We start from the raw sequence: 26,160 nt of genomic DNA on the forward strand, positions 1-26,160 counted from the left end.
GGCGGTATCCGCGTCAGCGGGATGCCCCCAGATCGCCGATCCGGAGTTGTTCAAGCTCCACCAGGGCGTGCGGCAGGTCGGCCAGGGTGGCCAGCTCGGCGTCCGGGTGGACGTCGGGCGGTCGGGGCAGGCCGAGCCGGTTGAGCCAGATCGCCCGCAGGCCGGCCCGCTGCGGTCCGGCCACGTCGTGCGCCAGCGAGTCGCCGACGTACACCACCTGCGCGGCCGGCACCCCGGCCGCCTCGACCACCGCCGCGTAGAAGTCCGGCGCGGGCTTCTTCGGCAGGCCGTTCTCGTGCGCGTACAGCTCGAAGGAGAACTCGCCGGCGAGCCCGCAGCGTTCGGCGCGGCTGTTGCCGTTCGTGGCGAAGCCGAGCGTCCAGCGTTCCCGCAGGGCGGCGAGCGCCGGCCGCACATCCGGGAACGGCCGGGTGAGCGCGAACCGGTGGGCGAAGAAGAGCGCCGCCAGCTCGTCCAGGTGGTCACCGAGCCCGGCGCGGGCCAACGACCGGGCCAGCGCCGCCCGGCGGATTTCCTGCACCGGCTCCGCGCTGTGCGCGCCGAAGACCGCGTCCCAGTCCGACTCCAGGTCGGCGAGGGACACGCCGGCCGCCGCCGGGGTCAGCCGCCGCATCTCCTCGAGTACGGCGACCAGCCCGCCCGTCACCGCGGGGCGCAGGTCCAGCAGGGTCTCGTCCGCGTCGAACACCACGGTGGTCAGCACGCGACCACTGTGGCAGCCCCTGGGCGGGACGGCGACCCCGCCGGGGGGGCGCCACGACCACCAGATCGGGAGGATCAGCGGTCGGCGGCGAGGACCGGTCGGGCCGGATCGGTGTCCGCCGCCGGCACCAGGTCTGTCCCGCGCAGCTCGTCGAGGCGGACCAGGGCGACGCCGGCGACGATCAGCGCACCGCCGAACAGCTGCACCAGCGTCGGCAGCTCGGCCAGCACCAGCCAGGCGATGAGCACCGCGAACATCACCTCGGTCAACCCGACGAAGGACGACAGCCGGGGGCCGAGGATCCGGGCGCCGGCGATCCCGCTCAGGTACGCGACCACGGCGGCCACCAGGGAGAGGCCGGCGATCGGCACCAGCCAGCTGGTGACCTGCCCGGCGAAGGTGACGTCGCCGAAGGTGGCGTGCAGCGGCAGCGCGCCGGTGAGCCCGACCGCGAGCAGGATGGCGCCGCCGACGGCCATCCCGCCGCTGGCCATCACCACCGAGGGCAGCTCGGCGTCGACCCGGCCGGCCAGGACGAAGTAGCCGGCCAGGCCGACCGCCGCGCCGAGGCCCCAGAGCACGCCCACCGGGTCGAGCCGGCCGGCGCCGGTGAGGTCGAGGACGAAGACCAGCCCGGCCAGGGCGGCCACCGAACCGCCCACGGTCAACCGGCGGGGACGCTGCCCGTGGACCAGCCACGTCCAGCCGACGACCAGGATGATGCCGAGGTACTCCAGCAGCAGCGCGACGCCGACCGGCAGGTAGCGGACCGCGTTGAAGAAGCAGACCTGGGCGAGCGCCACCCCGAGCAGCCCGAAGACGCCGAGCACGCCGAGGTTACGACGCAGCACGTGCCACTTTCCGCGCAACGAGATCACCGCCGGCACGGCCACCACCAGCGCGGCGATGCCGACCCGGGCGATCACGGCGGAGGGAGCCGACCAACCGGCCTCGATCAGCGAGCGGGCGAACGTGCCGGAGGTGGCGAAGGTGACCGCGGAGAGCAGGGCCAGGCCGAGGCCGACCCCGGCGGCGGGTGGTTGACGCATGAGCTCTCCTTGGCACGAGCGGGCCGTCATGGGCAAACTATGGTTATGCCGATGACGCTAGGCCGGCACCCCGACAGGAGTCAAGTTGCTCTTCGCTCATGACACCGAATGTTCCCTGATCGCCGCCGCGGCACTCGTCAACACCGACGGCACCGACGGCGAGGGCCTGCCCGACGTCGCCGCGCTGGACGCCTTCTTCGTGGCCCACTCCTACAGCGGACGGCACGAGCACACCGAGGCCGAGTTGGAGTCGGTACGCGAGCTACGCCCCCGGCTCCGCCGGATCTGGCACGCCGACACCGACGAGATCGTCCGGATCGTCAACGGCCTGCTCCGCGAGCACAACGCGCTGCCGCAGCTCATCACGCACGACGACGAGCCGTACCACATCCACGCCGTGCCCCGGGACGCGCCGCTGGCGACCCGGATGGCGGTCGAGGCGGCGATGGCGATCGCCGACCTGGTCCGCAGCGGCGAGCTGAGCCGGCTGCGGACCTGCGAGCGTCCCGGCTGCGACGACGTGCTGGTCGACCTGTCGAAGAACCGCTCCCGCCGGTTCTGCGACGCCAGCTGCGGCAACCGGGCCGCGGTCAGCGCCTACCGGGCCCGCAAGGCGGCCGCCGCCCAGCGCTGACGCCGCGACACCCGCCCCGCCGTCGGGCCGGACTCAAGGCCGCCGCCCGACGCTGACCCCTGGGTGCCACCGCCCCGCCGGCGTGCGGGCCGGACTCAGGGGTGGGTCATCCGGAGCAGGTCGAGCGCCTCCTCCAGCTGGGTCTCGCTGAGCTTGCCGGAGTCCACGTGCCCGCGGGCGATCACCACCTCGCGGATGGAGATCTGCTTGGCCAGCGCCTCCTTGGCGATCGAGGCGGCCTCGTCATAGCCCACGTACCGGTTCAGCGGGGTGACGATCGACGGCGAGCCCTCCGCGTACGCCAGGCAGACCTCGGCGTCCGCGACCAGGCCGACCACGCAGCGGTCGGCGAGCAGGCGGCTCGACGCGGCCAGCAGCCGGATCGACTCCAGGATGTTGCGGGCCATCACCGGCAGCATGACGTTCAGCTCGAAGTCGCCCTGCGAGCCGGCGAACCCGACCGCCGCGTCGTTGCCGATCACCTGGGCGCAGACCTGCCGGACCGCCTCGCAGACCACCGGGTTGACCTTGCCCGGCATGATCGACGAGCCCGGCTGGAGGTCGGGAATGCGCAGCTCGCGCAGGCCGGCCCGGGGGCCGGAACCCATCCAGCGGATGTCGTTGGCCATCTTGTAGAGCCCGACCGCGACGGTACGCAGCTGGCCGGAGGTCTCCACCAGGGCGTCCCGGGCGCCCTGCGCCTCGAAGTGGTTGCGGGCCTCGGTGAGCGGCAGCCCGGTCGACTCGCGCAGCTTGGCGATCACGGCGGCGGCGAAGCCGAGCGGGGTGTTGATGCCGGTGCCCACCGCAGTGCCGCCGAGCGGCAGTTCGGCCAGCCGGGGCAGCGCCGCCTCCAGCCGTTCGATGCCGTAGCGGACCTGGGCGGCGTAACCGCCGAACTCCTGCCCGAGGGTCACCGGCGTGGCGTCCATCAGGTGGGTACGCCCCGCCTTGACCACCGTCTCGAACTCCTCCGCCTTGGCCTCCAGCGCCCCGGCGAGGTGGTCCAGCGCGGGCAGCAGGTCGCGGGCCACCGCCTCGGTCGCGGCCAGGTGGATCGAGGACGGGAAGACGTCGTTACTGGACTGCGAGGCGTTCACGTCGTCGTTCGGGTGCACGTCGCGGCCCAGCTCACGGCTGGCCAGGGTGGCGATCACCTCGTTGGTGTTCATGTTGGACGAGGTGCCCGACCCGGTCTGGAAGACGTCGACCGGGAACTGGTCGTCGTAGCCGCCGTCGGCCACGTGCGCGGCCGCCGCGGCGATCGCCGACGCCACGTTCGCGTCGATCACCCCCAGCTCGCCGTTGACCTCGGCCGCCGCCCCCTTGATCTGGGCCAGCGCCCGGATCTGGGCCGGCTCGATGCCCCGGCCCGAGATCGGGAAGTTCTGCACCGCGCGCTGGGTCTGCGCCCGCCACAGCGCCTCGGCGGGCACCTCCACCTCGCCCATCGAGTCGCGTTCGATCCGGTATCCCGTCGCCTCTGGAGTCGTCACGCGTTCCATCCTGCCGCGCCCGACGGCACCGTGCAGATGATCGCGTCCAGCGGACCGGCGCAGCTCGGCGGGACAGGGCCGCCCATGTCCCGCCGGCGTCTCCGTCCGCGACGAACGCCAGCGCGCCAGCCCACTCGTGCGAGTGGGCATCTCGCGGCAGGTGAGCGTCCGGCCGTCAAGGGGTATCATTACGGTCGCCAGGAGCAGTAGCTACCTGGAAGTGAACCCGGCAGCCTTCCGGACGGTGGGTGGGCCGGGTTTCGCGCTTCCGGCCCCTCAGAGGCGCTGGACATCCCGCACCATCGGATGGACCATCGAGCGCCACTCCCCGCCTTTGGCCCACGACCAGGCCACCGCGTCCGGGATCGCAAGGAGACAGTCGTCCTTGGCCCGCAGGTGGTGGTACCGTAGCTGCCCCGCCAGGCCGGTCCGCCGCAGCTGCAGGTTGAGCAGCTCACGGTCAGCCTTGAGACGGGATTCGTCCAACTCCAGCACGAGACGCTCCGCCTTGGCGGCGTCTGCGACGAGGCTTCGCAGGCAAGCCGCCCGGGCCTGCTTGTGGCAGCGGAAGGCTGCGGCGTCGTAGATGGTGACGGCTACCGGAAGCCGCCTGATCGCGGTGAGGATGCTGCGGCGCCGCTCGTCCCGTTCCTTGCAGAAGTGGATGCGGCGCTGGCCGGGCAGAGTTAGGCGGCCGACGGTCTGCCGCGCACCGGCGACATCGTCGGATTCGACGACGGCAGCCGCCAGCTTCAGGCCGCGTTCCTTCGTCTCGTCCACGAAGATGTGCAGTCCCACGTCGCCCCCTCAGACCGCTCTGTACCGCAGGGTCTGCAGCGGGGCCCCGGTTGACACCAGGGCGAAGAAGCTCCAACCGTTGCGGTGCGGCGAGACGTCGGGGTTGTAGTGCTTCACGATCTCCCGCGCCGCCTGACTCGGCGTCCGGAACGATCGACCGGACAGCGGACCGGAAGTGATCTCGATCCGTCCAGGTCCCGGGACGAACAAGCCGTAGGTGCGGTGGCCGGCGTAGTCGGCGTAGACGCGTACGGACGCTGGCTCCTGGTCGGCGTTCTCCTCTGGAGCTGGCACGGATCCGGCCCGCGCCTGGGCCACCAGGCGCGCCACCACCTCACCCTTGGTGATACCAGCGATACTTGCCGCGAAGGTGAGGTAGTCGTCCGTGCCGTCATCGACCTCAACCTGCGGCATGGCGGAACCTCCTCGATCTGCAGACTCTACAGACCGAGGAGACTTCTAAGCAATCTGAGAATTGTAAGAAACCGAATGCCGGTCAGCGGCGGCTGCCGATGGTGAGGACGGGCTTGGTGACCTCGGCGAAGAAGTCCTCGCCCTTGTCGTCGACCACGATGAACGCCGGGAAGTCCTCCACCTCGATCTTCCAGACCGCCTCCATGCCCAGCTCGGGGTATTCGAGCACCTCGACGTGCTTGATGCAGTCCTGGGCCAGCCGGGCGGCCGGGCCGCCGATCGAGCCGAGGTAGAAGCCGCCGTGCTGCTGGCAGGAACGGGTCACCTGGGCGGACCGGTTGCCCTTGGCCAGCATCACCAGCGAGCCGCCGGCGGCCTGGAACTTCTCCACGTACGCGTCCATCCGCCCGGCGGTGGTCGGGCCGAACGAGCCGGAGGCGTAGCCCTCCGGGGTCTTGGCCGGGCCGGCGTAGTAGACCGCGTGGTCGCGCAGGTACTGCGGCATCGGCTCGCCGGCGTCCAGCCGCTCGGCAATCTTGGCGTGCGCGATGTCCCGGGCCACCACCAGCGGGCCGGTCAGCGAGAGCCGGGTCTTCACCGGGTACTTGGACAGCTCGGCGCGGATCTCGTCCATCGGCCGGTTGAGGTCGACCCGGACCACCTCGGAGCTGTCCAGCTGCGCCTCGGTGACGTCCGGCAGGTAGCGGGCCGGGTCGGTTTCCAAGCGCTCCAGCCACACCCCGGACGGGGTGATCTTGGCGACCGCCTGCCGGTCGGCCGAGCAGGAGACGGCGATCGCCACCGGGCAGGAGGCACCGTGCCGGGGCAGCCGGACCACCCGCACGTCGTGGCAGAAGTAGCGGCCGCCGAACTGCGCGCCGATGCCGAAGTTGCGGGTCAGCTCCAGCACCTCGGCCTCCAGCTCCAGGTCCCGGAAGCCGTGGCCGGTCATCGCGCCGGCGGTGGGCAGCGCGTCGAGGTACTTGGCGCTGGCGTACTTGGCCGTCTTCAGGGCGTACTCGGCGCTGGTGCCGCCGATGACGATCGCCAGGTGGTAGGGCGGGCACGCGGCGGTGCCGATCAGCCGCAGCTTCTCCTCCAGGAACTGCATCATCCGCGTGGGGTTCAACAGCGCCTTGGTCTCCTGGTAGAGGTACGACTTGTTGGCCGAACCGCCGCCCTTGGCCATGAAGAGGAACTTGTACGCGTCCGGGTGGCCGTCCGGGTCCTCGGCGTAGAGCTCCACCTGCGCCGGCAGGTTGCTGCCGGTGTTGCGCTCCTCCCACATGGTCAGCGGGGCGAGCTGCGAGTAGCGCAGGTTCAGCCGGGTGTACGCCTGCCAGACGCCGCGGGAGATGGCCTCGGCGTCGGTGCCGTCGGTGAGCACGTGCCGGCCGCGCTTGCCCATCACGATCGCGGTGCCGGTGTCCTGGCACATCGGCAGCACGCCGCCGGCCGCGATGTTGGCGTTGCGCAGCAGGTCGAGCGCGACGAACCGGTCGTTCGGCGAGGCCGCCGGGTCGTCGATGATCGAGCGCAGCTGAGCCAGGTGCGCGGGACGCAGGAAGTGCGCGATGTCGTGCATCGCCTCGGCGGTCAGCGCGGTGAGCGCGGCCGGCTCCACGGTGAGGAACCGGCGACCTCCGGGGCCGTTGACGACGTCGACGCCCTCGTCGGTGACCAGGCGGTACTCCGTCTGGTCGGGACCGGTCGGCAGCAGGGGAGCGTACGAGAAGGCGGCGGCACTGCTCATGACCGGCAAGCCTAGGGCAGAGCGGTCGAACGGTCCCACCCGCCGGGTGCGTCCTGGGACGCCGCTCTCACCCGTCCTTGCCCCGGTCGGGGTCCGGGCAGAGTTCCCGCTTCGGGCCACAGCTGTCGACCGGCTCCGGGACCACCTGGCCGGTGCTGCCCGGGTTGGGGACGCCGCCGTTCCCGGTGGGCGGGGGCGCCCCCGCCGCGCCGGAGAAGCGCACGTACGCGATCTCCCGCCCCTCCCCGATGATCATGCCGTTCGGGCCGACCGCCAGCGCGTTCGCGGCGGTCCGCAGCACGGCCAGTTCCCGCCCGCTCCGGGGGTCGAGCGCCACCAGCCGGGACGGCTTCTCGTCGGCGACCAGCGCTGCGTACGGGGTGAGCGCGGCACCGGCCTTCGCGCCGGCGGGCCGCCGCCACCGCACCTGGCCGCCGGCCAGTTCCCGGTTCACGACGGTGCTCTTGTCGGCCGTCCGGGCCAGCGCGTAGCGGTCGTCGACGGCGAGCAGCCGCTCCCCCTCGGCGCCGACCCAGAGCAGCCGCCCGTCGTACCCGTCGAGGACCGCCTCCCGGCCGTCCGGGGCCACCCCGATCAGCACGCTCCGCGCCCCCTGTGGGTCCTCGCGCTGGACGCAGCCGGCGCTGTCGGCGGTGCGCAGGTTGATCCCGGAGCGCCGCCAGGTCTCCTGGCCGGTCGCCGGGTCCCGGCCGGAGATGGCGAAGTAGCAGCTGCCGTCCTGGGACCGGGCGGTGATCCGCAGCATCCGGCCGCCGACCACGGAGAGCCGCTCGTCCCGGCCCGGTTCGACGTTCTGCAGCACCCGGCCGGTGGCGGTGTCCACCACGTGCACCCGGCCGTCCACCGGGAAGCCGAGCAGCGGCGGCACCGGCTCCGGCCCGGCCACCTCCTCGTCGATCCGCACCGCGTCGAGCCGGCGGGTGCCGAGCAGGCCCGGGTTGTCGCCGAGCAGGCCGCTGCGCACCCCGGGCATGAAGGCCGTCCAGAGCGGGGTGCTGCCGCGCGGGTCCCAGGCGCTCAGCGTGCAGTCGGTGGCGTCGACGCAGTGCGCGTCCAGCAGCAGGTTGCGGTACGTCCACACGGCCACCGCGTCGTCGTCGCGCCGGCGGGTCACCCCGGTGGTCGGGTCGAGCACCTCGTACCCCTTGACCAGCAGCTTGCCCACGACGACGACGGCGTCCCGGTCGCCGCCGGCCACCGCCGACCAGTCCGCCTTGCGCTCCCACAGCTGGCTGCCGGTGCCCAGCGCCCGGGCCTCCACCCGGGTACGCTGCTCGACCACCACCGTGGCACCGGCGATGGTGACGCTGCGCGGGGTGCCGCCGATCCGCTGCTGCCAGACCACGTCCGGCTCGGCGATCGGCTCGCTCCGGTCGACCCAGTCCCACAAGGTGGGGAACGGGTTCCACACCCCGGTCGCGGCGAGGACGACGACCACGATCAGCGCGAGCAGCAACCCGCCACGCACGCCGAGGCCGCTCCCCTTAGCCACACCGGACACGGTAGTCACGATCACCGTGCTCCCGGGTTCCCGCGCCGCGTGTCGCCGCGCTTTCTCGACCGGCCGGTCAGCGCCCGGCGGCGGAACGGACCAGCGGCAGGGTGCGGTAGGGGATCTGCTCGGCCAGCGCGATGATCGTCGAGGCGCGGGTGATGCCCTCGTAGGAGACGATCTGGTCGATCACCCGCTGCAGGTCGGTGTTCGAGCGGGCCACGATCCGGCAGAGCAGGTCGCTGGAGCCGGTGATGGTGTGCGCCTCCAGCACCTCGGGGATCGCGGCCAGGTGCGCGGCGACCGGGTCGTGCCCGTGCCGCTGGCTGATCTCCAACGTGACGAAGCTGGTCACCGCGAACCCGATGGCGGCCGGCGAGATGTCCGGCCCGAACCCGCCGATCACCCCCCGCCCGACCAGCTTGTCGAGCCGGGCCTGGACGGTGCCGCGGGCCACGCCGAGCCGCCGGGAGCACTCCAGCACCCCGATCCGGGGCTCCTCGGCGAGCAACTCGATCAACCTGGCGTCAAGCTCGTCTAGCTGTACACCCTGACCACCATTCATGGGTGAACACCCTACTGAATGCGCAACCTGACCAGCGATCCCGCAGCCAGTTGCCCAGTGACGCCGGTCACCGCGATGCTCGGCGGAGGAACATCCGCACGGCGACGGCCCATGAGGCCGGCCGGTACGCAAGGGAGGCCACCATGACCCAGGCGATCGACCGACCCACCCCGACCGAGGAGGTCGACGTCGACGCGCTCGTCGGCGCGGTCGACCACGACATCAGCCGTGACCCGTTCCCGGTCAAGGGACTCGACCACGTGCACTTCCTGGTGGGCAACGCCAAGCAGGCCGCCCACTACTACTCCACCGCGTTCGGCATGACCTGCGTGGCGTACCGGGGCCCGGAGCAGGGCTACCGGGACCACGCCCAGTACGTGCTGACCAGCGGCTCGGCCCGGTTCGTGCTGACCGGCGCGGTCCGCCCGGACGCCGAGGGCGCCGAGCACGTCGCCCGGCACAGCGACGGGGTCAGCGACATCGCGCTGGAGGTGCCGGACGTCGACGCCGCGTACGCGCACGCCACCGCGCAGGGCGCCACCGGCCTGGTCGAGCCGCACGACGTCAGCGACGAGCACGGCACCGTCCGGCTGGCCGCCATCGCCACCTACGGCGACACCCGGCACACCCTGGTCGACCGATCCCGCTACACCGGCCCGTTCCTGCCCGGCTTCGTGGCCCGCGGGCCGATCGTGGACCGGCAGCCGATGATCGACGCCGGCGTCCAGCCGAAGCGCTTCTTCCAGGCCGTCGACCACGTCGTCGGCAACGTCGAACTCGGCCGGATGGACGAGTGGGTCGAGTTCTACAAGCGCGTCATGGGCTTCTCGAACATGGCGGAGTTCATCGGCGACGACATCGCCACCGACTACTCGGCGCTGATGAGCAAGGTGGTCGCCAACGGCACCCGCAAGGTGAAGTTCCCGCTGAACGAGCCGGCGGTCGCCCGCAAGAAGTCGCAGATCGACGAGTACCTGGAGTTCTACCAGGGCCCGGGCGCCCAGCACATCGCGGTCGCCACCAACGACATCCTGGCCAGCGTGGACGCGATGCGGGCCGCCGGCGTGGAGTTCCTGGAAACCCCGGACTCCTACTACGACGACCCGCAGCTGCGCGCCCGGATCGGCCAGGTGCGGGTGCCGATCGAGGAGCTGAAGTCCCGCAAGATCCTGGTCGACCGGGACGAGGACGGCTACCTGCTGCAGATCTTCACCAAGCCGGTGCAGGACCGGCCGACCGTCTTCTTCGAGCTGATCGAGCGGCACGGCTCGCTCGGCTTCGGCAAGGGCAACTTCAAGGCGCTCTTCGAGGCCATCGAGCGGGAGCAGGAGAAGCGCGGCAACCTGTAACACTGTCGAGCGTGACGCAGCCTTCGACGTACCCGACGCCGCCGGCGGGTGGGCCCGCGCCCACCGCCGGCGGCTTCGCGCCGCCCGCCGGTCCCACCCCTCAGGGGTACGCGGTGCCGCCGCAGTTCACCCCGGCCTGTCACCCGCCGCCCGGGTGGGTCCCGCCGCCGGGTCCGGTCGGGCCGCCCCGCCCGGCGCCGACGCTCACCCCGGCCGGGCAGCCGCTGGCCAGCTTCACCGACCGGCTGCTGGCCGCGCTGGTCGACGCCGCGGTCTTCTACGGCGTCGGGCTCGTGCTCGCGGTGCCGGCGTTGATTATCTTCTTCGCGGTCGTGCTGCCCGACCTGGTCCGGATCGCCCCGGACGGCTCCGTCGCGCAACCGGACCTGTGGCGCGACTTCCTCGTGCCGTTCCTCTGGATGGAACTCGCCATCGTGGCGATCTCGTTCGTGGTCGCCTACGTCTACTACGTCGAGATGATGTTCCGCACCGGCCAGACCTACGGCAAGAAGGTCATGAAACTGCGCGTCGTACCGCTGGACCCGGACCGCTCGCTGGACCGGCGGGCCGCCGTGCGGCGGTTCCTGGTGCAGCAGGTCGGCGGGCTGGTTCCCGGCCTCGGCTACCTCGACGGACTGTGGCAGCTGTGGGACAAGCCGTGGCAGCAGTGCCTGCACGACCGCTTCGCCGGCACGGTCGTCGTTAAGGTTGCTCCGTGAGCGCGAGGAGTGAGCCGGGTCCACGAGCCCCGCAGTCGGGAACCGGGGCAGCGCAGTGAGCGCGAGGAGTGAGCCGGGCCTGCGAGCCCCGCAGTCGGGAACCGGGGCAGCGCAGTGAGCGCGAGGAGTGAGCCGGGCCTGCGAGCCCCGCAGTCGCGAACAGAGGCGGCACAGTGAGCGTGGAACCGGGCTGGTACGTCGACCCCGCCGATCCGGAGACCCGGCGGTACTGGGACGGCGAGGGGTGGATCGGCGCGCCGATCCCCGTCGACGCCGCCGTGCCCGAGGGCCCACCGCCGGCCGAACCGGCCCCGGCCCCGCCGCCCGCCCCGGTCACGCCGGCCGCGCCGGCCGCGCCGGTCACCGTGTCCGGTCCGCCGGTTTCCGCGCCGGGCGGGCCGTCCGGGGGGGCGCATCCGGGGCCGGTGTACCCGGGGCAGCCCTATCCCCAGCTCGGCATGCCGCCGTCCTGGCCACCGGGGCAGTGGCCCGGCCGGCCGCCGGAGCCGCGCCCGCATGGGCTGCCGCTGGCCAACTTCGGCTCGCGGCTGGTCGCCCGGCTGATCGACTTCGGCATCGTCTTCGCGCTGAACGCGGTGGTGAACGGCTGGTTCGTCTGGCGGCTGATCGAGGAGGTCACCCCGTACTGGCGGGAGGTGTGGCGGCGGGCGTTGGCCGGCGACACCTCGACCGAGGGGCTGCCGCAGCCGAGCGAGCAGGCCGGCGGGCTGCAGATCGTCATCCTGCTCATCGCCACCGCGCTCTGGCTCGCGTACGAGGTGCCGACGATGGCCTCCACCGGGCAGACCTTCGGCAAGCGGGTGATGGGCGTCAAGGTGGTGCCGCTCGCCGGCGACCAGCCGCTCGGCTTCGGCCGGGCGCTGCGGCGGTGGAACACCCTGGGTCTGCCCACCCTGCTCTGGTACTGCTGCGGCCTCGGCCTGCTGCTCCAACTCCTCGACGCGCTCTCGCCGCTGTTCGACCACCCGCTGCGGCAGGCGCTGCACGACAAGCGCGCGCAGACCGTGGTGGTCCAGTTGCCCCGCACCCCCGCTCGCCCCACCCCGAACGACCGCACCAACCCCCCGGGAGACACCCCATGACCGACACCGGACGCCAGCAGCCGGCGCTGCGGCTGACCCGCGCCGACCTGGACGCGCTGCCCAACTACGTACCCGGCCGCAGCCCGGCCGACCTGGCCCGCGAGCTGGGGCTGCCCGAGGCGATCAAGCTGGCCAGCAACGAGGTGCCGTACGGGCCGCTGCCCGGCGTGGTGGAGGCGGTGACCGAGGCCGCCGCCGGGGTGCACCGCTACCCGGACATGGGCGTCATCGCGCTCCGCGAGGCGCTGGCCGAGCGGTACGGCGTGGCCGCCGACCGGATCGCCACCGGCTGCGGTTCGGTGGCGCTGGCCGAGCACCTGGTCCGGGCCACCTGCCTGCCCGGCGACGAGCTGCTCTACGCGTGGCGCTCGTTCGAGGCGTACCCGATCATCGCGGCGACCAGCGGCGCGACCAGCGTGCGGGTGCCCAACGACGCCGGGCACGGGCACGACCTCGCGGCGATGGCCGCGGCGGTGACCGACCGGACCCGGATGATCCTGGTCTGCAACCCGAACAACCCGACCGGCACCGCGGTGCGCCGGGTGGAGCTGGACCGGTTCCTCGACGCGGTGCCGGACGACGTGCTGGTGGTCATCGACGAGGCGTACCGGGAGTTCGTCACCGACCCCGAGGTGCCGGACGGGCTGAGCTACCTCGACCGGCCGAACGTGGCGGTGCTGCGCACGCTCTCCAAGGCGTGGGGCCTGGCCGGCCTGCGGATCGGCTGGCTGGTGGCGCAGCCCGCGGTGGCGGCGGCGGTGCGCAAGGTGGTCACGCCCTTCTCCACCAGCATGGCCGCGCAGGCCGGCGCGCTCGCCGCGCTGGCCCAGGCCGCCGAGGTGGAACGGCGCTGCGCCCTGGTGGTGGCCGAGCGGGAGCGGGTCACCGAGGCGCTGCGCAAGCTGGTCCCGGACGTGCCGACCAGCCAGGCGAACTTCGTCTGGCTCCCGCTCGGCGACCGGGCGGTGGACTTCGGCAAGGCGTGCGAGGCGCGCGGGGTGATCGTCCGCCCGTTCCCCGGCGACGGGGTCCGGGTCACCATCGGCACCCCGGCCGAGAACGACGCCTTCCTCGCCGCCGCCGAGTCGGCGCTGGCCTGAGCCTGGGGCCGGTCCGGTCCGCCATCCCCTCGCGGACCGGACGGCTCAGGCCGCCCCCACCCGCTGCCGGAACCGGGCGAGCGTCTCCGCCTCGGCCTTCACCGAACCGGCCGACAGGCCACCGGGCCCGGCGGAGAGCCGCAGCTCGCCGGCACGGTGATCTCGACCCCGACCGTCGAAGAGAGCTGCACGATCCGTGGCGCCGGCGGCGCGGCGTCCACCGGCGCCGGGGTGAGCAGGATCAGGAACGCACCGAACAGAGCTGCCAGGAGTCGCACAGTGGGACTATAAATAACTTATGTCCGTTTTGTCGAGGTGGCTCGCCGGTGCGGCGGGTCAGGTCGCGGCGAGGATCACCGGCTCGGAGGTGATGAAGTAGCGCTGGTCGTCCCCGTCCGGGTCGACCGGCCTCCGGAGCCGCTCGACGGCCACCCACCGGCCGTCCGCGTACACCGCCCCGGGCGTCCAGCCGGTGCCGTCCGAACCGACGTTGAGCGGGAATCGGGACAGCTGCACGCCGGTCGCCGAGTCCAGCGTCACCAGGTCGTTCGCCTCGGTCAGCAGGTGCACCCGTCCCAACTGGACCACGATCAACCGGCCCGGCCCGAGGTCGGGCCGGCGCCACAGCTCCGCCCCGGTGCGCGCCGACCGGCCGGTCAGCACCCCGTCGACGAGCGCGACCGCCTGCTCGCCGACCAGCTCGGCGTTAGCCGGGTCGAGTGCGGGCGCGGCGACCGGCTCGCCGGAGCCGAGCAGCCAGCCCCGCCCGGTGCCGTCCCCCGGCCCGGCAGTGCGCAACGCGGTACATCCGACCCGACCGGTACGGCAGCCGAGCGGGGTGACCGTCAGCTCCTCACCGGCCCCGGCCGGACGCCAGCGACCGGCCACCGCGCCGGTGCCGACGTCCCGGAACTCGACAGCGGCCGGCCCGGCACAGGCGTCCACGGTGACCAACCGACCCGCGGCGGTGGCGCCGACGGTGTCCCGGCAGGTCGGGTCGACCTCGGCCCGCCACAGCTGCCGGCCGTCGGCCAGCCCGAAGCCGCGTACCGTGCCGTCGCCCGAGCTGATCACCACCTCGCGGCCGTCGGCGGCGCGGGTCGCCAGCAGTCCCCGCGGTTCCCAGACGATGGCCGCCCCGGTGCGCCGCACCGTGCGGTCGCCAGCCGGCTCGGGTCCGTCCGCGCGCCACGCCACCCGACCGGTCCGCGCGTCCAGCGCCACCAGCCGCCCGTCCGACCAGCGGCTGACCACGGTGGTTCCGCTCGCCACCACCCCGTCCAGCTCCGCCGGCCAGCGGCGGTACGACCAGAACGGGGTGGTCCGGTACCGGCCGTCGACCGGACGGTCGGCGTAGACCTGCCGGTGGCCCGCGTACACCCGGAGCCGGCCGTCCACGATCAGCGGCGCGACGGGCAGCCGGCCGACCACCCCGACAGCCGGCGCGGCAGCCGGCGGGTAGTCCGCCCGGGCGACCGTACTGACCTCGGCGGGGGCGAGCACCCGGTAGACCGTCACGGCGATCGCGGCGAGCACGAGCAGCGCCGCGACGGCGATCACGATCCGCCGCCGGCCCTTCGCCAACCCCATGCCCGCACCTCCGCCCGGCACCCTACCCAGCGGAGCTGGTGGCGGCGTGCTCAGGCTGCCCGGCCGAGCGTGGTCGGCGGCGGCGTGCCGGACAGGTGTCAGGCGGCCTCGGCAGAGCCGGCGGTGGCCGCCGCCGCGGCGGCGAGGTCGGCGAGATCCCGCCGCAGCGCCCCCTCCACGGCGCGGGCGGCCAGCCCGCCGAGGAGCAGCGCGACCACCCGGCCGTACGGCCTGGTCGGCACCGCCTCCTGCGCGACGGTCACCTCGGTGCAGCCCCGCCCGCGCCGCTCGACCTCGCGCAGCGTCCAGGTGATCTGATAGTCGACGCCGGCGCCGGGCGAGTTGAGCACCAGCCGCCGCGGCGGTTCCGCCTCGACCACCACGAACTCCTCGACCAGGGCGCTGCCGTCGGGCTGGCGCCGGGTCTCCCGCCAGGCGGTGCCCGGCCCGAAGCCGCCGTCGGTGAGCAGTTCGACCGTGCCGGCGGCGCCGGTGCGGGCGGTGCGCAGCCGCGGATCGGCCAGGAGGCGCCAGACGTCGACGGCGTGCGCCTCGATGAACTCGGTAACCGACACCGTCGACATGCCACCTCCCGTGGCCTCGACGGTACGCCGGGTGAGCGCGGAACGGGGATTCCGCGGCGAAACTTTCATCACCCGAACCCGCGCGCCCGGTGCGGATCATGTGCGGGGATCACGTCCGGCGGCCCGGTCCCGATCAGCGGTGGCCCTCGCCGGCGGCCCGGCCGGCGCCGGGCCACCCGATCCGTCAGCGGCGGGTCAGGGGCGGAACTGGCCGGCCCGGATCGCCGCCACGAACGCGGTCCACCCCGGCAAGCTCACCGCGAGCCTCGGCCCGGCCTGGTCCTTCGAGTCGCGCACCCCGACCACGCCGAGGACGCCGACCAGGTTGTCGGCCACCTCCACGCAGAGCCCCTGGTCGTTGGAGCGGCTGCTGGTGCGCCACACCGCGCCCGCGAACTCGTTCATCGTCGTCATCTCCCTCGCGTCGATGGGACGCCGTGCCGCGTTCGGACCGGAGCCGGAAGGGGGGCGCCGGCCCGGTCCGGCGCGGCACGGCGACGGAATCCGGAGCGATCAACGCGACAGTGCCGGGCCCCGGTCGCACACTCGGTGCGACCAGGGCCCAGGGAGATCGAATGGGTCGGTCAGCGCGCCGGGAGGATGGTCCCGGTCACCTCGCCCAGCGCCACCGTGGTGCCGTCCGGGCCGGGCGCGGTGGCGCTGATCGTCACCGTGTCGCCGTCCTCCAGGAAGGTCCGGGTCTCGCCACCGGCGAACTTCACCGGCTCCGCGCCGCCCCAGGTGAGTTCCAGGAACGAGCCGACCTGGTGCCGCTCCGGCCCGGAGACGGTGCCGGAGGCGTACAGGTCGCCGGTACGCAGCGATGCGCCGTTGACGGTCAGGTGAGCCAGCTGCTGGGCCGGCGTCCAGTACATCGTGGCGAACGGCGGCTCGCTGACCTGCTCGCCGTTCCACCGCACCGCCAGCCGCAGGTCCAGCCCCAGGTGCGGCACGTCCCGCAGGTAGTCCGCGACCGGCGGATCCTGGTCGGGTGCGGGCACGAACGCGTCGCCGAGCGCGTCCAGCGGAGTGACCCAGGCGGAGACCGAGGTGGCGAAGGACTTGCCCAGGAACGGGCCGAGCGGCTGGTACTCCCAGGCCTGGATGTCCCGGGCGGACCAGTCGTTGACCAGCACCACGCCGAAGACGTGGTCGGCGAAGTCGTCGACGCTCACCCGGCTGCCCAGCGGGCTCGGCACGCCCACCACGAAGCCGACCTCGGCCTCGATGTCCAGCCGCACGGACGGGCCGGCGACCGGCCCCTGCGGGGTGGCCCGCTGGCCGGTGGGGCGCACCACCGGGGTGCCGGAGACCACCACGGTGCCGGCCCGGCCGTGGTAGCCGATCGGCAGGTGCTTCCAGTTGGGCAGCAACGGCGGCTGGCCCGGCCGGAAGATCTGCCCGACGTTGGCCGCGTGGTGCTCGGAGGAGTAGAAGTCCACGTAGTCGGCCACCTCGAACGGCAGCTGCATCCGTACCTCGTCGAGCGGGATCAGCAGCGGCTCCACGTCCGGCCGGTGCGCGGTGTCGGTGAGCAGCTCGGTCACCCGCTGCCGGACCGCCGTCCACTGCGGACGGCCGAGCGCCATGAACCCGTTGAGGGTGGGCTGGCCGAGCGCCCCGGCGGCGAGCACCAGACCGGCCGCCTCCGCGCCGGCCAGGTCGAGCACGAAGTCCCCGATCCGTACGCCGATCCGCGGCTCGCGCTCGCCGTGGCGGAACACCCCGTACGGCAGGTTGTGCACCCCGTACGGCGAACCGTCGGCACCCGTCACCCAGCTCATGCCGCATTGCCCCCGTTCACCAGCCCCAGCCGGATCAGATCGGTCAGTGGTTCCAGGATGCTGCACGACCCGAAGCCGACCCACAGCCGACGCGCGGTGTCCAGTCGCGGCTCGGCCCACTGCACCAGCGGGCGCGGGTCGGCGGCGGTGAGCAGTTCGGCGACGGTGCTGGTGGCGGCGCCCTCGGCCGCGGCCACGGTGGCGGCCAGCACGTTGCCGAAGCCGTGGTGGGTGAAACCGGTCTCCGGATCGAGGTGACGGACGGCCTGGTGCAGTCCGGCGGTCAGCTTGAACGGCAGCTCCCGGTCGCGGCAGGCGCAGATCACGGCGGCCAGTTCGGCCGGGGTGGGGAAGAGCTCCGCGGCCAGCCCGCCGGTGCGGAACTTCGCGGCGATCGGCACCCCGTCGGCGCGGGCCGCGGCGAGCGCGTCCAGCGCCCCCATCAGCCCGAACGTCAACGGCAGCTCGGCGTAGACGTCGAGGCGGCCATCAACCGGCGCGCCTTCGATCGCGGCGTCGGCGGCGGCCCGGCGGGCCATCGCGACCAGCTCGGCCAGGCCGGGCAGCGGGTCCTCGCCGCGCTTGGCGACGGCCGCCTCGACCTGCCGGACCCGCAGCCGCGGGTCGGCCTCGGCACGCACCTTGTCGAGCTGGCCGATCGGCAGGTCACCGATCACCCCGACGTCGATCCGCTCGTCGGAGCCGAGCAGGCCGGCCAGCGCCGGCAGCTTCGTGGCCGGGACCAGGAGCGGGCCGACCAGGTCGGCGTACCAGGAGGCGCGGTGCCGCCGGTGTGCGGCGACCGCGTCGGGCAGCGACGCGCTGCCGGGCGGGAAGACGGCGGCGTCGTCGACCAGGCCGTCGAGGAGCGCGGGCACCTGCGTTGACACGAGACAAGAATGTACGGGACGCTACAAGGAACGGACAACAGCGTCCGATTATCGGACGCTCACCGGCGGTGAACGGGACGAATCCGGGAGGCGAGATGCCGTACTACCGCAGCGTCGGCGAGGTGCCGCGCAAGCGCCACACCCAGTTCCGGCAGCCCGACGGCAGCCTCTACGCCGAGGAGCTGATGGGCCAGGAGGGCTTCTCCTCCGACTCGTCGCTGCTCTACCACCGGCACGCGCCCACCGCGATCGTGGCCGCCGAGGAGTTCACCCCGCCGGCGTTCACCCGCACCCCCAACCTGCCGCTCAAGCCCCGGCACCTGCGCACCCACAAGCTCGACGGCGCCGGCGCCGACCCGGTGCTCGGCCGGCAGTACCTGCTGGCCAACGACGACGTCCGGATCGCGTACGTGCTGGCCGACCGGCCGTCGCCGCTGTTCCGGGACGCCACCGGCGACCACTGCCTCTACCTGGAGTCCGGCGCCCTGCGGGTGGAGTCGACGTTCGGCGTGCTCGACGCGGTGGCCGGCGACTACGTCATCATCCCCACCTCGACCGTGCACCGGCTGGTGCCGACCGGCGACGAGCCGACCCGGCTGCTCGCCATCGAGGCGGCCGGCCACATCGGCCCGCCCAAGCGCTACCTCTCGGTGCGCGGGCAGTTCCTGGAGCACTCGCCGTACTGCGAGCGGGACGTCCGGGGGCCGGACGCGCCGCTGCTGGTCGACGGCGAGGAGGTGGAGGTGCTGGTCCGGCACCGTCGCGGGTGGACCCGGCACGTCTACGCCCACCACCCGTTCGACGTGGTCGGCTGGGACGGCCACATGTACCCGTGGGCGTTCTCCATCCACGACTTCGAGCCGATCACCGGCCGGATCCACCAGCCGCCGCCGGTGCACCAGACCTTCCAGGGCCCGAACTTCGTGATCTGCTCGTTCGTGCCCCGCAAGGTCGACTACCACCCGGACGCGATCCCGGTGCCGTACAACCACCACAACGTCGACTCCGACGAGATGCTCTTCTACACCGGCGGCAACTACGAGGCCCGGCGCGGCTCCGGCATCGAGCAGGGCTCGATCTCGCTGCACCCGTCCGGCTTCACCCACGGCCCGCAGCCCGGCGCCGCGGAGCGCTCGATCGGCGTCGACTACTTCGACGAGCTGGCCGTCATGGTCGACACCTTCCGCCCGCTCGACCTCTGCGACGCCGGCCAGTCCTGCGAGGACGACGGCTACGCCTGGACCTGGGCGCGCCGCGGCTGAGCCGCACCCGTCAGCCGACCACCGGCGTGATCGTGGCCTGAGCGACACGGGCCACGATCACGCCGGCTGCGCTCACCCGCGGACCGGACGGCAGGCCGGGCCGGGTGACGGACACCGCCCGGCCGTCCCGCCGTCCGATCCGGCGCTCAGCGCCGGCCCCGGTGGACCACGGCGCCCCGCCGAGGCTGGCCGTGCTGCCGTACCGACCAGGGTCGGGGTTGGGCAGCGGACACCCGGCCGCGGTGCGGTGGACGGCGGTCCGGCCGCTCCGTGGTGCCCGGCCGGCCGGCGAGACCGGCGTCGGGTCCGGTAGCGACGACCGTCGGCCCGCCGGCCGGATCGAACTGCCGGCGGGGCGGCCGGAGACCGGCGACCGGGCGGCCGGCGCCGCCACCGCCGCCCGAGCCGGGCGACAGCCGGGTGCCCGAGCCGGGCGACAGCCGGCCGCCCGGGCCGGTCGGGTCCGGCTCGGCGTCGAGTCGGGCTACCGCGTACTCCTCGATGGTCAGCTGTGTCATGAGGGCTCCTCCGGTGCGGGTCGGGTGGGCGGGTCGGGTGGTCGTGTCCGGGTTCAAGCTGCTCCCTTCTGCTCAGGCGGCCAGGAGGTCGGCCAGGACGCGGGTCCGGGCGGGGTGGCGGAGTTTGGACATCGCCTTGGCCTCGATCTGGCGGATGCGTTCCCGGGTCAGGCCGAGCACCCGGCCGATCTCGTCCAGGGTGCGCGGTTCCGCGTCGGCGAGGCCGTACCGCTGGGCGATGACCGTCGCCTCCCGCTCGGTGAGGGCGGACAGCGCGATGTCCAGGTAGGAGCGCAGCGAGCCGGCGGCCACCTGGGCGGCCGGATCCGGTGCGTCGTCGGTGAGGAAGTCGCCGAGTTGCGCGCCGCCCTCGCCGACCGGGGTGTGCAGCGAGACCGGCTCCCGGTCGTACCGCAGCGCCTGCTCGACCTTCTCGGGAGCCAGGTCGAGCTCGACCGCGATCCGCGCGGCGGTCGGCTCCTCGCCGAGGTCCCGGTGCAGGGTGCGGCGGACCCGGTGCACCCGGTTGATCAGCTCGGCCATGTGGGCGGGCACCCGGATGGTGCGGCTCTGGTCGGCCAGCGCGCGGCCGAGCGCCTGCTTGATCCACCAGGTGGCGTAGGTGGAGAACTTCAGCCCGCGCCGGTGGTCGAACTTCTCCACCGCGCGCATCATCCCGATGACGCCCTCCTGGACCAGGTCGGGCAGCGGCAGCCCGCCCTCGCGGACGTACCGCCGGGCGATCGAGACGACCAGCCGGAGGTTGGCCTCGATCATGTGCCGCCGGGCCCGTCGGCCGTCGGCGGCCAGCCGCTCGCAGGTGGCCCGCTCGTCCGCGGTGAGCCCGTCCGGATCGGCGTCCAGACGGTGCTGGGCGAGCGCCCCGGCCTCGATCCGGGCGCCCAGCTCCACCTCCTGCTCGGCGGTGAGCAGCGGGGTCCGGCCGATCTCCCGGAGGTAGGCACCCACCGAATCGGTCACGGTCATGAGCGATCTCCCTTCGACGGCCCGGACGGGGCGCAGCAGCGCCTCGATGCGACCTAAACTTAGGTTCGACCCATAAAGATGTCAACAACAAATTTGGGACGGATACAGGTATGCTCGCGCCATGAGCGGACAGACGACCGGCCTGCGGGCCCTGAAGAAGCGCCAGACCAGGGAGAACATCTCCCACCAGGCGACCAGGCTGTTCTTGGAGCGCGGCTTCGACAACGTCACGATCGCCGAGATCGCGGCCGCCGCGCAGGTGGCCAAGATGACGGTCACCAACTACTTCCCGCGCAAGGAGGACCTCGCGCTCGACCTGCGGGACGCGTTCGTCGAGGGGCCGGTCACCACCGTGCGCGAACGCCGCCCCGGCGAGTCGGCACTGGCCGCGCTACGCCGGGAGTACCTGGCCGCGGCGGCCGGGCACGATCCGGTCATCGGCTTCACCGACCCGGAGTTCGCCCGCATGGTCACCGGCAGTGCCGCGCTGGTCGCCCGGCTGCGCGAGTTCCACGACGACCGGGAGCGGGCCCTGGCCCACGTGCTCGCCGAGGAGACCGGCGCGGACCCCGGCAACCTCCTGCCGCGCGTCGCCGCGGCTCAGCTGGGCGGCGTCCTCCGGCTGCTGCTCGATGAGACGCTACGCCTGACGCTGGCGGGTCACGGCAACGACGAGATCGCCCGGATCGTCACCGCACACGTCCGCACCGCCTTCGGCGCGCTGGAGCCCTCCCTCGGCGACTACGCCGTCCGGCCAACCCACTGACCGGCCCTGCCCGCAGGCACGCGGGATCAGAACTGGGTACGGGTGAAGACGGCGAACTCGGCCGCCGCGGCGGTGGCGATGGCGAGGACCAGCGGCCACGGGGTGCCGACCAGGGCGTAGAGCAGGATCAGCAGGGGCGCGCCGGCGGCCGCGTACACGGCGAGGGCGAGCATCCGGTCGGAGCGGAGCAGGCTGGGCAGGATCGTCCGGGTCAGGCCGGGCAGCTTGGCGGCGAATCGCCAGACCACCAGCGCGCCGCCGAGCGCCGCGAACGCCGCCGCGACCCGGGACAACCCCTCGCTCCCCGGCGCCATGCAGGCGATCACGACGGCGGCGATCATCGTCCAGCCCGCGCCGTAGAGCACGAGCTGGCGTACGCCGGTGGAGATGGTGCGGCCGGAGTCGATCCGGCCCGGGCTCATCGCCGCCGCCTCGGCCAGGTGCTCCAGCGCGTCGCTCCAGCGCCGCTGCTCCAGCCGGAGCACGCCGATGTCGTGCCGCGCCTCGGCCAGCTGCGGGTCCAGCCGCAGCGCCTCCCGGTAGGCCCGCTCGGCCAGGTCGAACAACTCCATGTTGGCGGCGACCAGGCCGAGCACCAGGTGCGCCTGCGGCTCCTCGGGGGCCAGCTCCACCCCGCGCCAGGCCGCGTTCAGCGCCAGCTGCCCGTTGCGCGAGCCGGCCAGGATCGCGGCCGCGCTCCGCTGGGCGTACGCGTCGTCGGGGCCGAGCGCCAGGATCTGGTCGGCGGTACCGGCCGACTCGGCGTACCGCTCCAGATCGGCCAGGGCCATTCCCCGGGCGACCAGCGCCGGGACCGCGTCCGGTGCGGCGGCGACCGCGGCGTCGGCGGCGGTGAGCGCCTCGGCCGGCCGATCGGCGGCCAGGTGCACCCGGGCCAGCATGGTGAGCGCCTGGGGGTTCTCCGGTTCCAGGGCGACCGCGTAGCCGACCTCCGCGGCGGCCTCGTCGTAGCGGCCGAGTTCGGCGAGGAGCTGGGCGCGCTGGAGGTAGCCGTCGGCGGCGGACCGGTCGGAGGTGGCGTCGCTGGACATCGCGGCGAGCCTAGGCGTCCGGCGCCGGGTACACCAGGGCCACCGCGATCCCGGTGAGTCCCTCGCCCCGGCCGGGGAAGCCGAGCCCGTCCGTGGTGGCCGCGGAGACGCTGACCGGCGCGCCGACCGCCGCCGAGAGCACCTGCTCGGCCTCCGCCCGGCGCGGGCCGATCTTCGGCCGGTTGCCGATCACCTGCACCGACACGTTGCCGATGGCGAATCCGGCGGCCCGGACCCGACGGGCGCTCTCGGTGAGCAGGGCGACGCCGGACGCGCCGGCCCACTCCGGCTCGGCCACCCCGAAGTTGGCGCCCAGGTCGCCGAGGCCGGCGGCGGAGAGCAGCGCGTTGCAGGCCGCGTGCGCGGCAACGTCGGCGTCCGAGTGACCGGCCAGGCCGTCCTGGTCGGGCCAGAGCAGGCCGGCCACCCAGCACGGCCGGCCGGGCGCGAAGGCGTGCACGTCGGTGCCGATGGCCACCCGGGGAACGATCATGGACAGAGGGTACGCGTCAGCCGCCGGTGGCCAGCAGGTGCTCGGCCAGCGCCAGGTCGAACGGGCGGGTGATCTTCAGCGCGTACTCGGAGCCGGGGACGCAGCGCACCGGCACGCCCTGCTTCTCGACCAGGCCGGCGTCGTCGGTGAGCGGGTCGCCGGCGGCGGCGTGCGCGGCGGTCAGCACCGCGCGACGGAAGCCCTGTGGGGTCTGCACCGCCCGCAGGGCGGAGCGGTCGACGGTGCCGAGGACGACCTCGTCGGCGCCGACCTCCTTGACCGTGTCGACCACCGGGAGCACCGGGATCACCGCGTCGTGGCCGGCCCGGACCGCCGCCGCGACGGATTCCACCAGTTCGGGCGGGGTGAGCGCGCGGGCCGCGTCGTGCACCAGGACGATCTCGGGGCCGGCGGGCACCGCGGCCAGCGCGACGGCCACCGACGCCTGCCGTTCCGCGCCGCCGGGCACCACGGTCACCGGGGCGACCGGGGCGAGCAGCGCGCGGACGGCGGCCACCTCGGCGGCGGGGGCGGCCACCACAATGGTGTGCACCGACGGTGCGGCGGCCAGCCGGCGGACCGCGTGCACCAGCAGCGGCTCCCCGGCGAGCGGGCGCAACGCCTTGGGCCGGCCGGGGCCGAGGCGTACGCCGGCACCGGCCGCAGGCACGAGGACCGCGACGTCACCGCGCGGATTGAGCTGCGCGGTCACGTCGCGGTCCTCGGTGGTTTCTTCGCTACGAATCGGGTACGACGATGCTGTGGGGACTAGGCCTCGGTGAGCACCTTGTCGAGCAGCGTCTCCGCCTCGTCCTTGGTGCTCTTCTCGGCCAGCGCGACCTCGCCGACGAGAATGTCGCGGGCCTTGGCGAGCATGCGCTTCTCACCCGCGGAAAGACCCCGCTCCCGCTCCCGGCGCCACAGGTCGCGGACGACCTCGGCGACCTTCAGCGGGTTGCCGGAGGCCAGCTTCTCCAGATTCGCCTTGTAACGCCGCGACCAGTTGGTCGGCTCCTCGGTGTGCGGAGCCCGGAGAACATCGAAGACCTTGCCCAGGCCCTCTTCGCCGACCACCTCGCGCACACCCACGATCTCGGCGTTCTCAGCGGGTACCCGGACCGTCAGGTCACCCTGCGCGACCCTCAGGACGAGGTACTGCTTAGGCTCGCCCTTGATGACCCGAGTCTCGATTGCCTCGATGAGTGCGGCCCCGTGGTGGGGGTAAACAACGGTCTCGCCGACACTGAAAACCATAGGTTCGAAACCCCTTTCGCTGTGTCTAGGGTAACACGCTCAGGCACCGATGTCTCACCGCTGTCCTGACCGTTGGCGCAGCTCAGGGGCCCTGTGAGAGGTATTTCTTCAGCTTGACAGGACGTCAAACCGATGGTTTGAACACGCTCCGTGACGTACGGATGACATCCCGGTACGAGTGACGCGAACGTCGAGATCAAGGGCTATGCGCTCGACTCATGGTATCCCGGCACGAGCCGGTGCGCCCAGTTGTAGCGGCAGGAGGCCGGGTGCGGGACGCTGGAGGACGAGCCGCTGTCCGCTCCCGAGCCGTTTCAGGGGGGTCCGATGGGCAAGCCTGACGCCGACGGCCCCGAGCTGCCCGACCTGCCCCCCGAGTGGGGCCGGGTGGTCGTCCCGGACGACGCCTCCGCGCTGGCCGACGAGGCCGCCCGGGTCCGCCGCGAGCTGCGCAGCTCCGGCCCGGCCCGTCCCGCGCTCGCCTTCCCGCTACTCGTCCTGCTGGTCGCGGTGCTCACCACGGTCGCCGGGCTGTTCGCGGTGACCTGGCCCCGGTCGTCGCGCACCGACGAGCCGACCGTCGTACCCCGTCCGACGCCCGCCGAACTGGCCGGCCGGCCGCTGCCGGCGCTGGACCTGGTCGACGCCGGTCAGTCGCCGGTGCCGCTGCGCGGCCTGCTGCCCGCGGTGATCGTCCTGGTCGACGGCTGCGCCTGCGCGGACCGCGTGGTCGAGGCGGCTGCCGCCGCGCCGACCGGGGTCACCGTGGTCACCGTCACCGGCGACCGGACGGTGGCCACCAGCCCGTCCCCCGCCCCGGGCGTCCGCCCGCTGGCCGACCCGGCCGGCGGGCTGCGCGCGTTCCTGCACCTGCCGGCCCGTCCCGGCACCGTCACCGTGCTCCTGGTGGACCGCTCCGGGGTGCTGCTGCGGGTGGTGCCGGAGGTGCACTCGGTCGAGGACTACCGGGCCGACCTGGACCGCCTCGCCCGCTGACCTGATCCGCCCGCGCCCGTGCCGGGTCCGCCCGTTGACCGGAACCCGGCGTGCCGGGTCCGCCGTTGACCGGAGCCCGCCGTGCCGGGTCCGCCCGCCGACCGGAACCGGCCCGCCGCGCCGGCCCGGCCGGTTCGCCGGTCAGGGCACCGCGACCAGTCGCGCCTCGACCCGGACCGGTTCGGCCCCGGCGGTCGACAGGGTGACCCGCAGCGGCCCGCCCCGGCTGATCGCCTGGGTGGTGACCAGCGAGCCGTCGCAGCCGCTGGTCAACGGATCGCCGGCCCGCGCGCCGAGCACCGAGACCCGCAGTTCGCCCGGCCCGGTGCAGCGGAACTGGAGCACGTGGCGAGCGCCGTACCCGGTGGCGGTCTGCCGGGTGACCGGGCGCTCCTGGGTGAGGGTGGTCCGCTCCCGCCAGATCAGCTCGCCGGGCCGGTCGAGCCAGCCGTCGTCGTCGTACCGCCGGAAGGGCTCGACGGCCCCGGCGCCCGGCTGCGGGTCCATCCGCATGGCGGCGCCGGTGACCGGGTCGACCCGGAAGGTCACGCTGCGCTCCGGGTCCCCCACCACCTCGAAACGCGGCGCGGGCGACGCGGGCGTCGCTGTCGGCGCCGTGGACGGCGGCCCGGTGACCGGCGCGTTCGCCCGCCACCACGAGCCACCGGCGATCAGCGCGGCGACCGCCAGGCCAGCCAGTACGGCGGCCCGCAACCGGTCGCCGGCCCGGCTGTGCGGCCGGCCGTCCGCCTCGGCGTCCATGGGGC

General features: G+C 73.6%; 29 protein-coding genes. 8 read left to right on the forward strand and 21 right to left on the reverse strand.

Annotation, left to right across the window (positions count from 1 at the left end; genetic code table 11):
- Window positions 1–13 precede the first annotated feature (13 nt).
- Both GA0070609_RS26805 and GA0070609_RS26810 read right to left on the reverse strand, forming a co-directional pair.
- Window positions 14–724 carry an HAD family hydrolase gene (locus GA0070609_RS26805; protein ID WP_088996356.1) on the reverse strand — a complete coding sequence of 237 codons (711 nt, stop codon included), beginning with the start codon at window positions 722–724 and terminating at the stop codon, window positions 14–16.
- Between the two features lie 74 nt (window positions 725–798).
- Window positions 799–1,773 (reverse strand): EamA family transporter, encoded by a 975-nt coding sequence (locus GA0070609_RS26810; RefSeq protein ID WP_088996357.1) that lies wholly within the window; start codon window positions 1,771–1,773, stop codon window positions 799–801.
- Window positions 1,774–1,858: 85 nt separating this feature from the next.
- On the opposite strand from GA0070609_RS26810, the gene GA0070609_RS26815 reads away from it, so the two are divergent.
- Complete coding sequence (locus GA0070609_RS26815) at window positions 1,859–2,407, forward strand: CGNR zinc finger domain-containing protein (protein WP_088996358.1); 549 nt, start codon at window positions 1,859–1,861, stop codon at window positions 2,405–2,407.
- A gap of 95 nt (window positions 2,408–2,502) precedes the next feature.
- On the opposite strand, the gene GA0070609_RS26820 is transcribed toward GA0070609_RS26815, so the two are convergent.
- From GA0070609_RS26820 to GA0070609_RS26845, 6 genes are all read right to left on the reverse strand, one after another.
- Window positions 2,503–3,903, reverse strand: coding sequence for a class II fumarate hydratase (locus GA0070609_RS26820; RefSeq protein ID WP_088996359.1), 1,401 nt, complete (start codon window positions 3,901–3,903; stop codon window positions 2,503–2,505).
- A gap of 276 nt (window positions 3,904–4,179) precedes the next feature.
- A complete protein-coding gene (locus tag GA0070609_RS26825; protein WP_088996360.1) occupies window positions 4,180–4,701 on the reverse strand; it encodes a hypothetical protein in 522 nt (173 codons plus the stop codon).
- A gap of 9 nt (window positions 4,702–4,710) precedes the next feature.
- A complete protein-coding gene (locus tag GA0070609_RS26830; protein WP_088996361.1) occupies window positions 4,711–5,115 on the reverse strand; it encodes a hypothetical protein in 405 nt (134 codons plus the stop codon).
- A gap of 82 nt (window positions 5,116–5,197) precedes the next feature.
- On the reverse strand, window positions 5,198–6,868 hold the full coding sequence (locus tag GA0070609_RS26835; protein ID WP_088996362.1) for a fumarate hydratase: 1,671 nt from the start codon (window positions 6,866–6,868) through the stop codon (window positions 5,198–5,200).
- Between the two features lie 67 nt (window positions 6,869–6,935).
- On the reverse strand, window positions 6,936–8,381 hold the full coding sequence (locus GA0070609_RS26840; protein ID WP_088997991.1) for an outer membrane protein assembly factor BamB family protein: 1,446 nt from the start codon (window positions 8,379–8,381) through the stop codon (window positions 6,936–6,938).
- A gap of 76 nt (window positions 8,382–8,457) precedes the next feature.
- Complete coding sequence (locus GA0070609_RS26845; RefSeq protein WP_088996363.1) at window positions 8,458–8,946, reverse strand: Lrp/AsnC family transcriptional regulator; 489 nt, start codon at window positions 8,944–8,946, stop codon at window positions 8,458–8,460.
- 143 nt (window positions 8,947–9,089) lie between these two features.
- Here GA0070609_RS26845 and hppD point away from each other — a divergent pair, with 143 nt between their 5' ends.
- From hppD to hisC, 4 genes are all read left to right on the forward strand, one after another.
- Window positions 9,090–10,295, forward strand: coding sequence for a 4-hydroxyphenylpyruvate dioxygenase (gene hppD, locus GA0070609_RS26850; RefSeq protein ID WP_088996364.1), 1,206 nt, complete (start codon window positions 9,090–9,092; stop codon window positions 10,293–10,295).
- Window positions 10,296–10,306: 11 nt separating this feature from the next.
- The gene (locus GA0070609_RS26855; protein WP_088996365.1) at window positions 10,307–11,014 is read left to right on the forward strand and encodes an RDD family protein; all 708 of its coding nucleotides are present in this window, start codon (window positions 10,307–10,309) and stop codon (window positions 11,012–11,014) included.
- 173 nt (window positions 11,015–11,187) lie between these two features.
- Window positions 11,188–12,117, forward strand: coding sequence for an RDD family protein (locus GA0070609_RS26860; protein WP_088996366.1), 930 nt, complete (start codon window positions 11,188–11,190; stop codon window positions 12,115–12,117).
- Window positions 12,114–13,217: a histidinol-phosphate transaminase gene (gene hisC, locus GA0070609_RS26865; protein ID WP_088996367.1), complete on the forward strand. Its 1,104-nt coding sequence runs from the start codon at window positions 12,114–12,116 to the stop codon at window positions 13,215–13,217. The genes GA0070609_RS26860 and hisC overlap by 4 nt, the downstream gene beginning before the upstream one ends.
- Before the next feature lie 98 nt (window positions 13,218–13,315).
- Here the strand turns inward: hisC and GA0070609_RS26870 are convergent, their stop codons facing one another.
- The 6 genes from GA0070609_RS26870 to GA0070609_RS26895 all read right to left on the reverse strand — a co-directional run bounded on the left by GA0070609_RS26870 (window position 13,316) and on the right by GA0070609_RS26895 (window position 18,065).
- Entirely contained in the window at window positions 13,316–13,495 is a 180-nt protein-coding gene (locus GA0070609_RS26870) for a hypothetical protein (protein ID WP_088996368.1), read from the reverse strand.
- A 58-nt stretch (window positions 13,496–13,553) separates the two neighbouring features.
- Window positions 13,554–14,807, reverse strand: a complete 1,254-nt coding sequence (locus GA0070609_RS26875; protein ID WP_088996369.1) for an outer membrane protein assembly factor BamB family protein — start codon at window positions 14,805–14,807, stop codon at window positions 13,554–13,556.
- Between the two features lie 98 nt (window positions 14,808–14,905).
- A complete protein-coding gene (locus GA0070609_RS26880; protein WP_088996370.1) occupies window positions 14,906–15,391 on the reverse strand; it encodes an SRPBCC family protein in 486 nt (161 codons plus the stop codon).
- Between the two features lie 195 nt (window positions 15,392–15,586).
- A complete protein-coding gene (locus GA0070609_RS26885; protein ID WP_088996371.1) occupies window positions 15,587–15,796 on the reverse strand; it encodes a DUF397 domain-containing protein in 210 nt (69 codons plus the stop codon).
- A gap of 179 nt (window positions 15,797–15,975) precedes the next feature.
- A complete protein-coding gene (fahA, locus tag GA0070609_RS26890) occupies window positions 15,976–17,175 on the reverse strand; it encodes a fumarylacetoacetase (RefSeq protein ID WP_088996372.1) in 1,200 nt (399 codons plus the stop codon).
- Window positions 17,172–18,065 carry a hypothetical protein gene (locus GA0070609_RS26895; RefSeq protein WP_088996373.1) on the reverse strand — a complete coding sequence of 298 codons (894 nt, stop codon included), beginning with the start codon at window positions 18,063–18,065 and terminating at the stop codon, window positions 17,172–17,174. Before GA0070609_RS26895 ends, fahA begins: the two co-directional genes overlap by 4 nt.
- Window positions 18,066–18,160: 95 nt before the next feature.
- On the opposite strand from GA0070609_RS26895, the gene GA0070609_RS26900 reads away from it, so the two are divergent.
- Entirely contained in the window at window positions 18,161–19,327 is a 1,167-nt protein-coding gene (locus tag GA0070609_RS26900) for a homogentisate 1,2-dioxygenase (protein WP_088996374.1), read from the forward strand.
- Between the two features lie 146 nt (window positions 19,328–19,473).
- Here the strand turns inward: GA0070609_RS26900 and GA0070609_RS26905 are convergent, their stop codons facing one another.
- Together GA0070609_RS26905 and GA0070609_RS26910 are read right to left on the reverse strand one after the other, a co-directional pair.
- Window positions 19,474–19,845 (reverse strand): hypothetical protein, encoded by a 372-nt coding sequence (locus GA0070609_RS26905; RefSeq protein WP_088996375.1) that lies wholly within the window; start codon window positions 19,843–19,845, stop codon window positions 19,474–19,476.
- Between the two features lie 72 nt (window positions 19,846–19,917).
- Window positions 19,918–20,832: a sigma-70 family RNA polymerase sigma factor gene (locus GA0070609_RS26910; protein ID WP_088996376.1), complete on the reverse strand. Its 915-nt coding sequence runs from the start codon at window positions 20,830–20,832 to the stop codon at window positions 19,918–19,920.
- 121 nt (window positions 20,833–20,953) lie between these two features.
- Here GA0070609_RS26910 and GA0070609_RS26915 point away from each other — a divergent pair, with 121 nt between their 5' ends.
- A complete protein-coding gene (locus GA0070609_RS26915; RefSeq protein WP_088996377.1) occupies window positions 20,954–21,598 on the forward strand; it encodes a TetR/AcrR family transcriptional regulator in 645 nt (214 codons plus the stop codon).
- A gap of 26 nt (window positions 21,599–21,624) precedes the next feature.
- Here the strand turns inward: GA0070609_RS26915 and GA0070609_RS26920 are convergent, their stop codons facing one another.
- From GA0070609_RS26920 to GA0070609_RS26935, 4 genes are read right to left on the reverse strand one after another with little or no spacing between them, the layout of a single operon-like run.
- Window positions 21,625–22,650 carry a tetratricopeptide repeat protein gene (locus tag GA0070609_RS26920; RefSeq protein ID WP_088996378.1) on the reverse strand — a complete coding sequence of 342 codons (1,026 nt, stop codon included), beginning with the start codon at window positions 22,648–22,650 and terminating at the stop codon, window positions 21,625–21,627.
- 10 nt (window positions 22,651–22,660) lie between these two features.
- On the reverse strand, window positions 22,661–23,143 hold the full coding sequence (gene ispF, locus GA0070609_RS26925; RefSeq protein ID WP_088996379.1) for a 2-C-methyl-D-erythritol 2,4-cyclodiphosphate synthase: 483 nt from the start codon (window positions 23,141–23,143) through the stop codon (window positions 22,661–22,663).
- A gap of 16 nt (window positions 23,144–23,159) precedes the next feature.
- Window positions 23,160–23,855: a 2-C-methyl-D-erythritol 4-phosphate cytidylyltransferase gene (gene ispD / locus GA0070609_RS26930; protein WP_088996380.1), complete on the reverse strand. Its 696-nt coding sequence runs from the start codon at window positions 23,853–23,855 to the stop codon at window positions 23,160–23,162.
- Between the two features lie 56 nt (window positions 23,856–23,911).
- The gene (locus tag GA0070609_RS26935; RefSeq protein WP_007073334.1) at window positions 23,912–24,397 is read right to left on the reverse strand and encodes a CarD family transcriptional regulator; all 486 of its coding nucleotides are present in this window, start codon (window positions 24,395–24,397) and stop codon (window positions 23,912–23,914) included.
- A gap of 327 nt (window positions 24,398–24,724) precedes the next feature.
- Here GA0070609_RS26935 and GA0070609_RS26940 point away from each other — a divergent pair, with 327 nt between their 5' ends.
- Window positions 24,725–25,393: a hypothetical protein gene (locus tag GA0070609_RS26940; protein WP_088996381.1), complete on the forward strand. Its 669-nt coding sequence runs from the start codon at window positions 24,725–24,727 to the stop codon at window positions 25,391–25,393.
- A gap of 141 nt (window positions 25,394–25,534) precedes the next feature.
- On the opposite strand, the gene GA0070609_RS26945 is transcribed toward GA0070609_RS26940, so the two are convergent.
- On the reverse strand, window positions 25,535–26,155 hold the full coding sequence (locus tag GA0070609_RS26945; RefSeq protein ID WP_088996382.1) for a hypothetical protein: 621 nt from the start codon (window positions 26,153–26,155) through the stop codon (window positions 25,535–25,537).
- Between the last annotated feature and the right edge of the window lie 5 nt (window positions 26,156–26,160).

It is taken from the genome of Micromonospora echinaurantiaca (genome assembly GCF_900090235.1).
Classification (GTDB): domain Bacteria; phylum Actinomycetota; class Actinomycetes; order Mycobacteriales; family Micromonosporaceae; genus Micromonospora; species Micromonospora echinaurantiaca.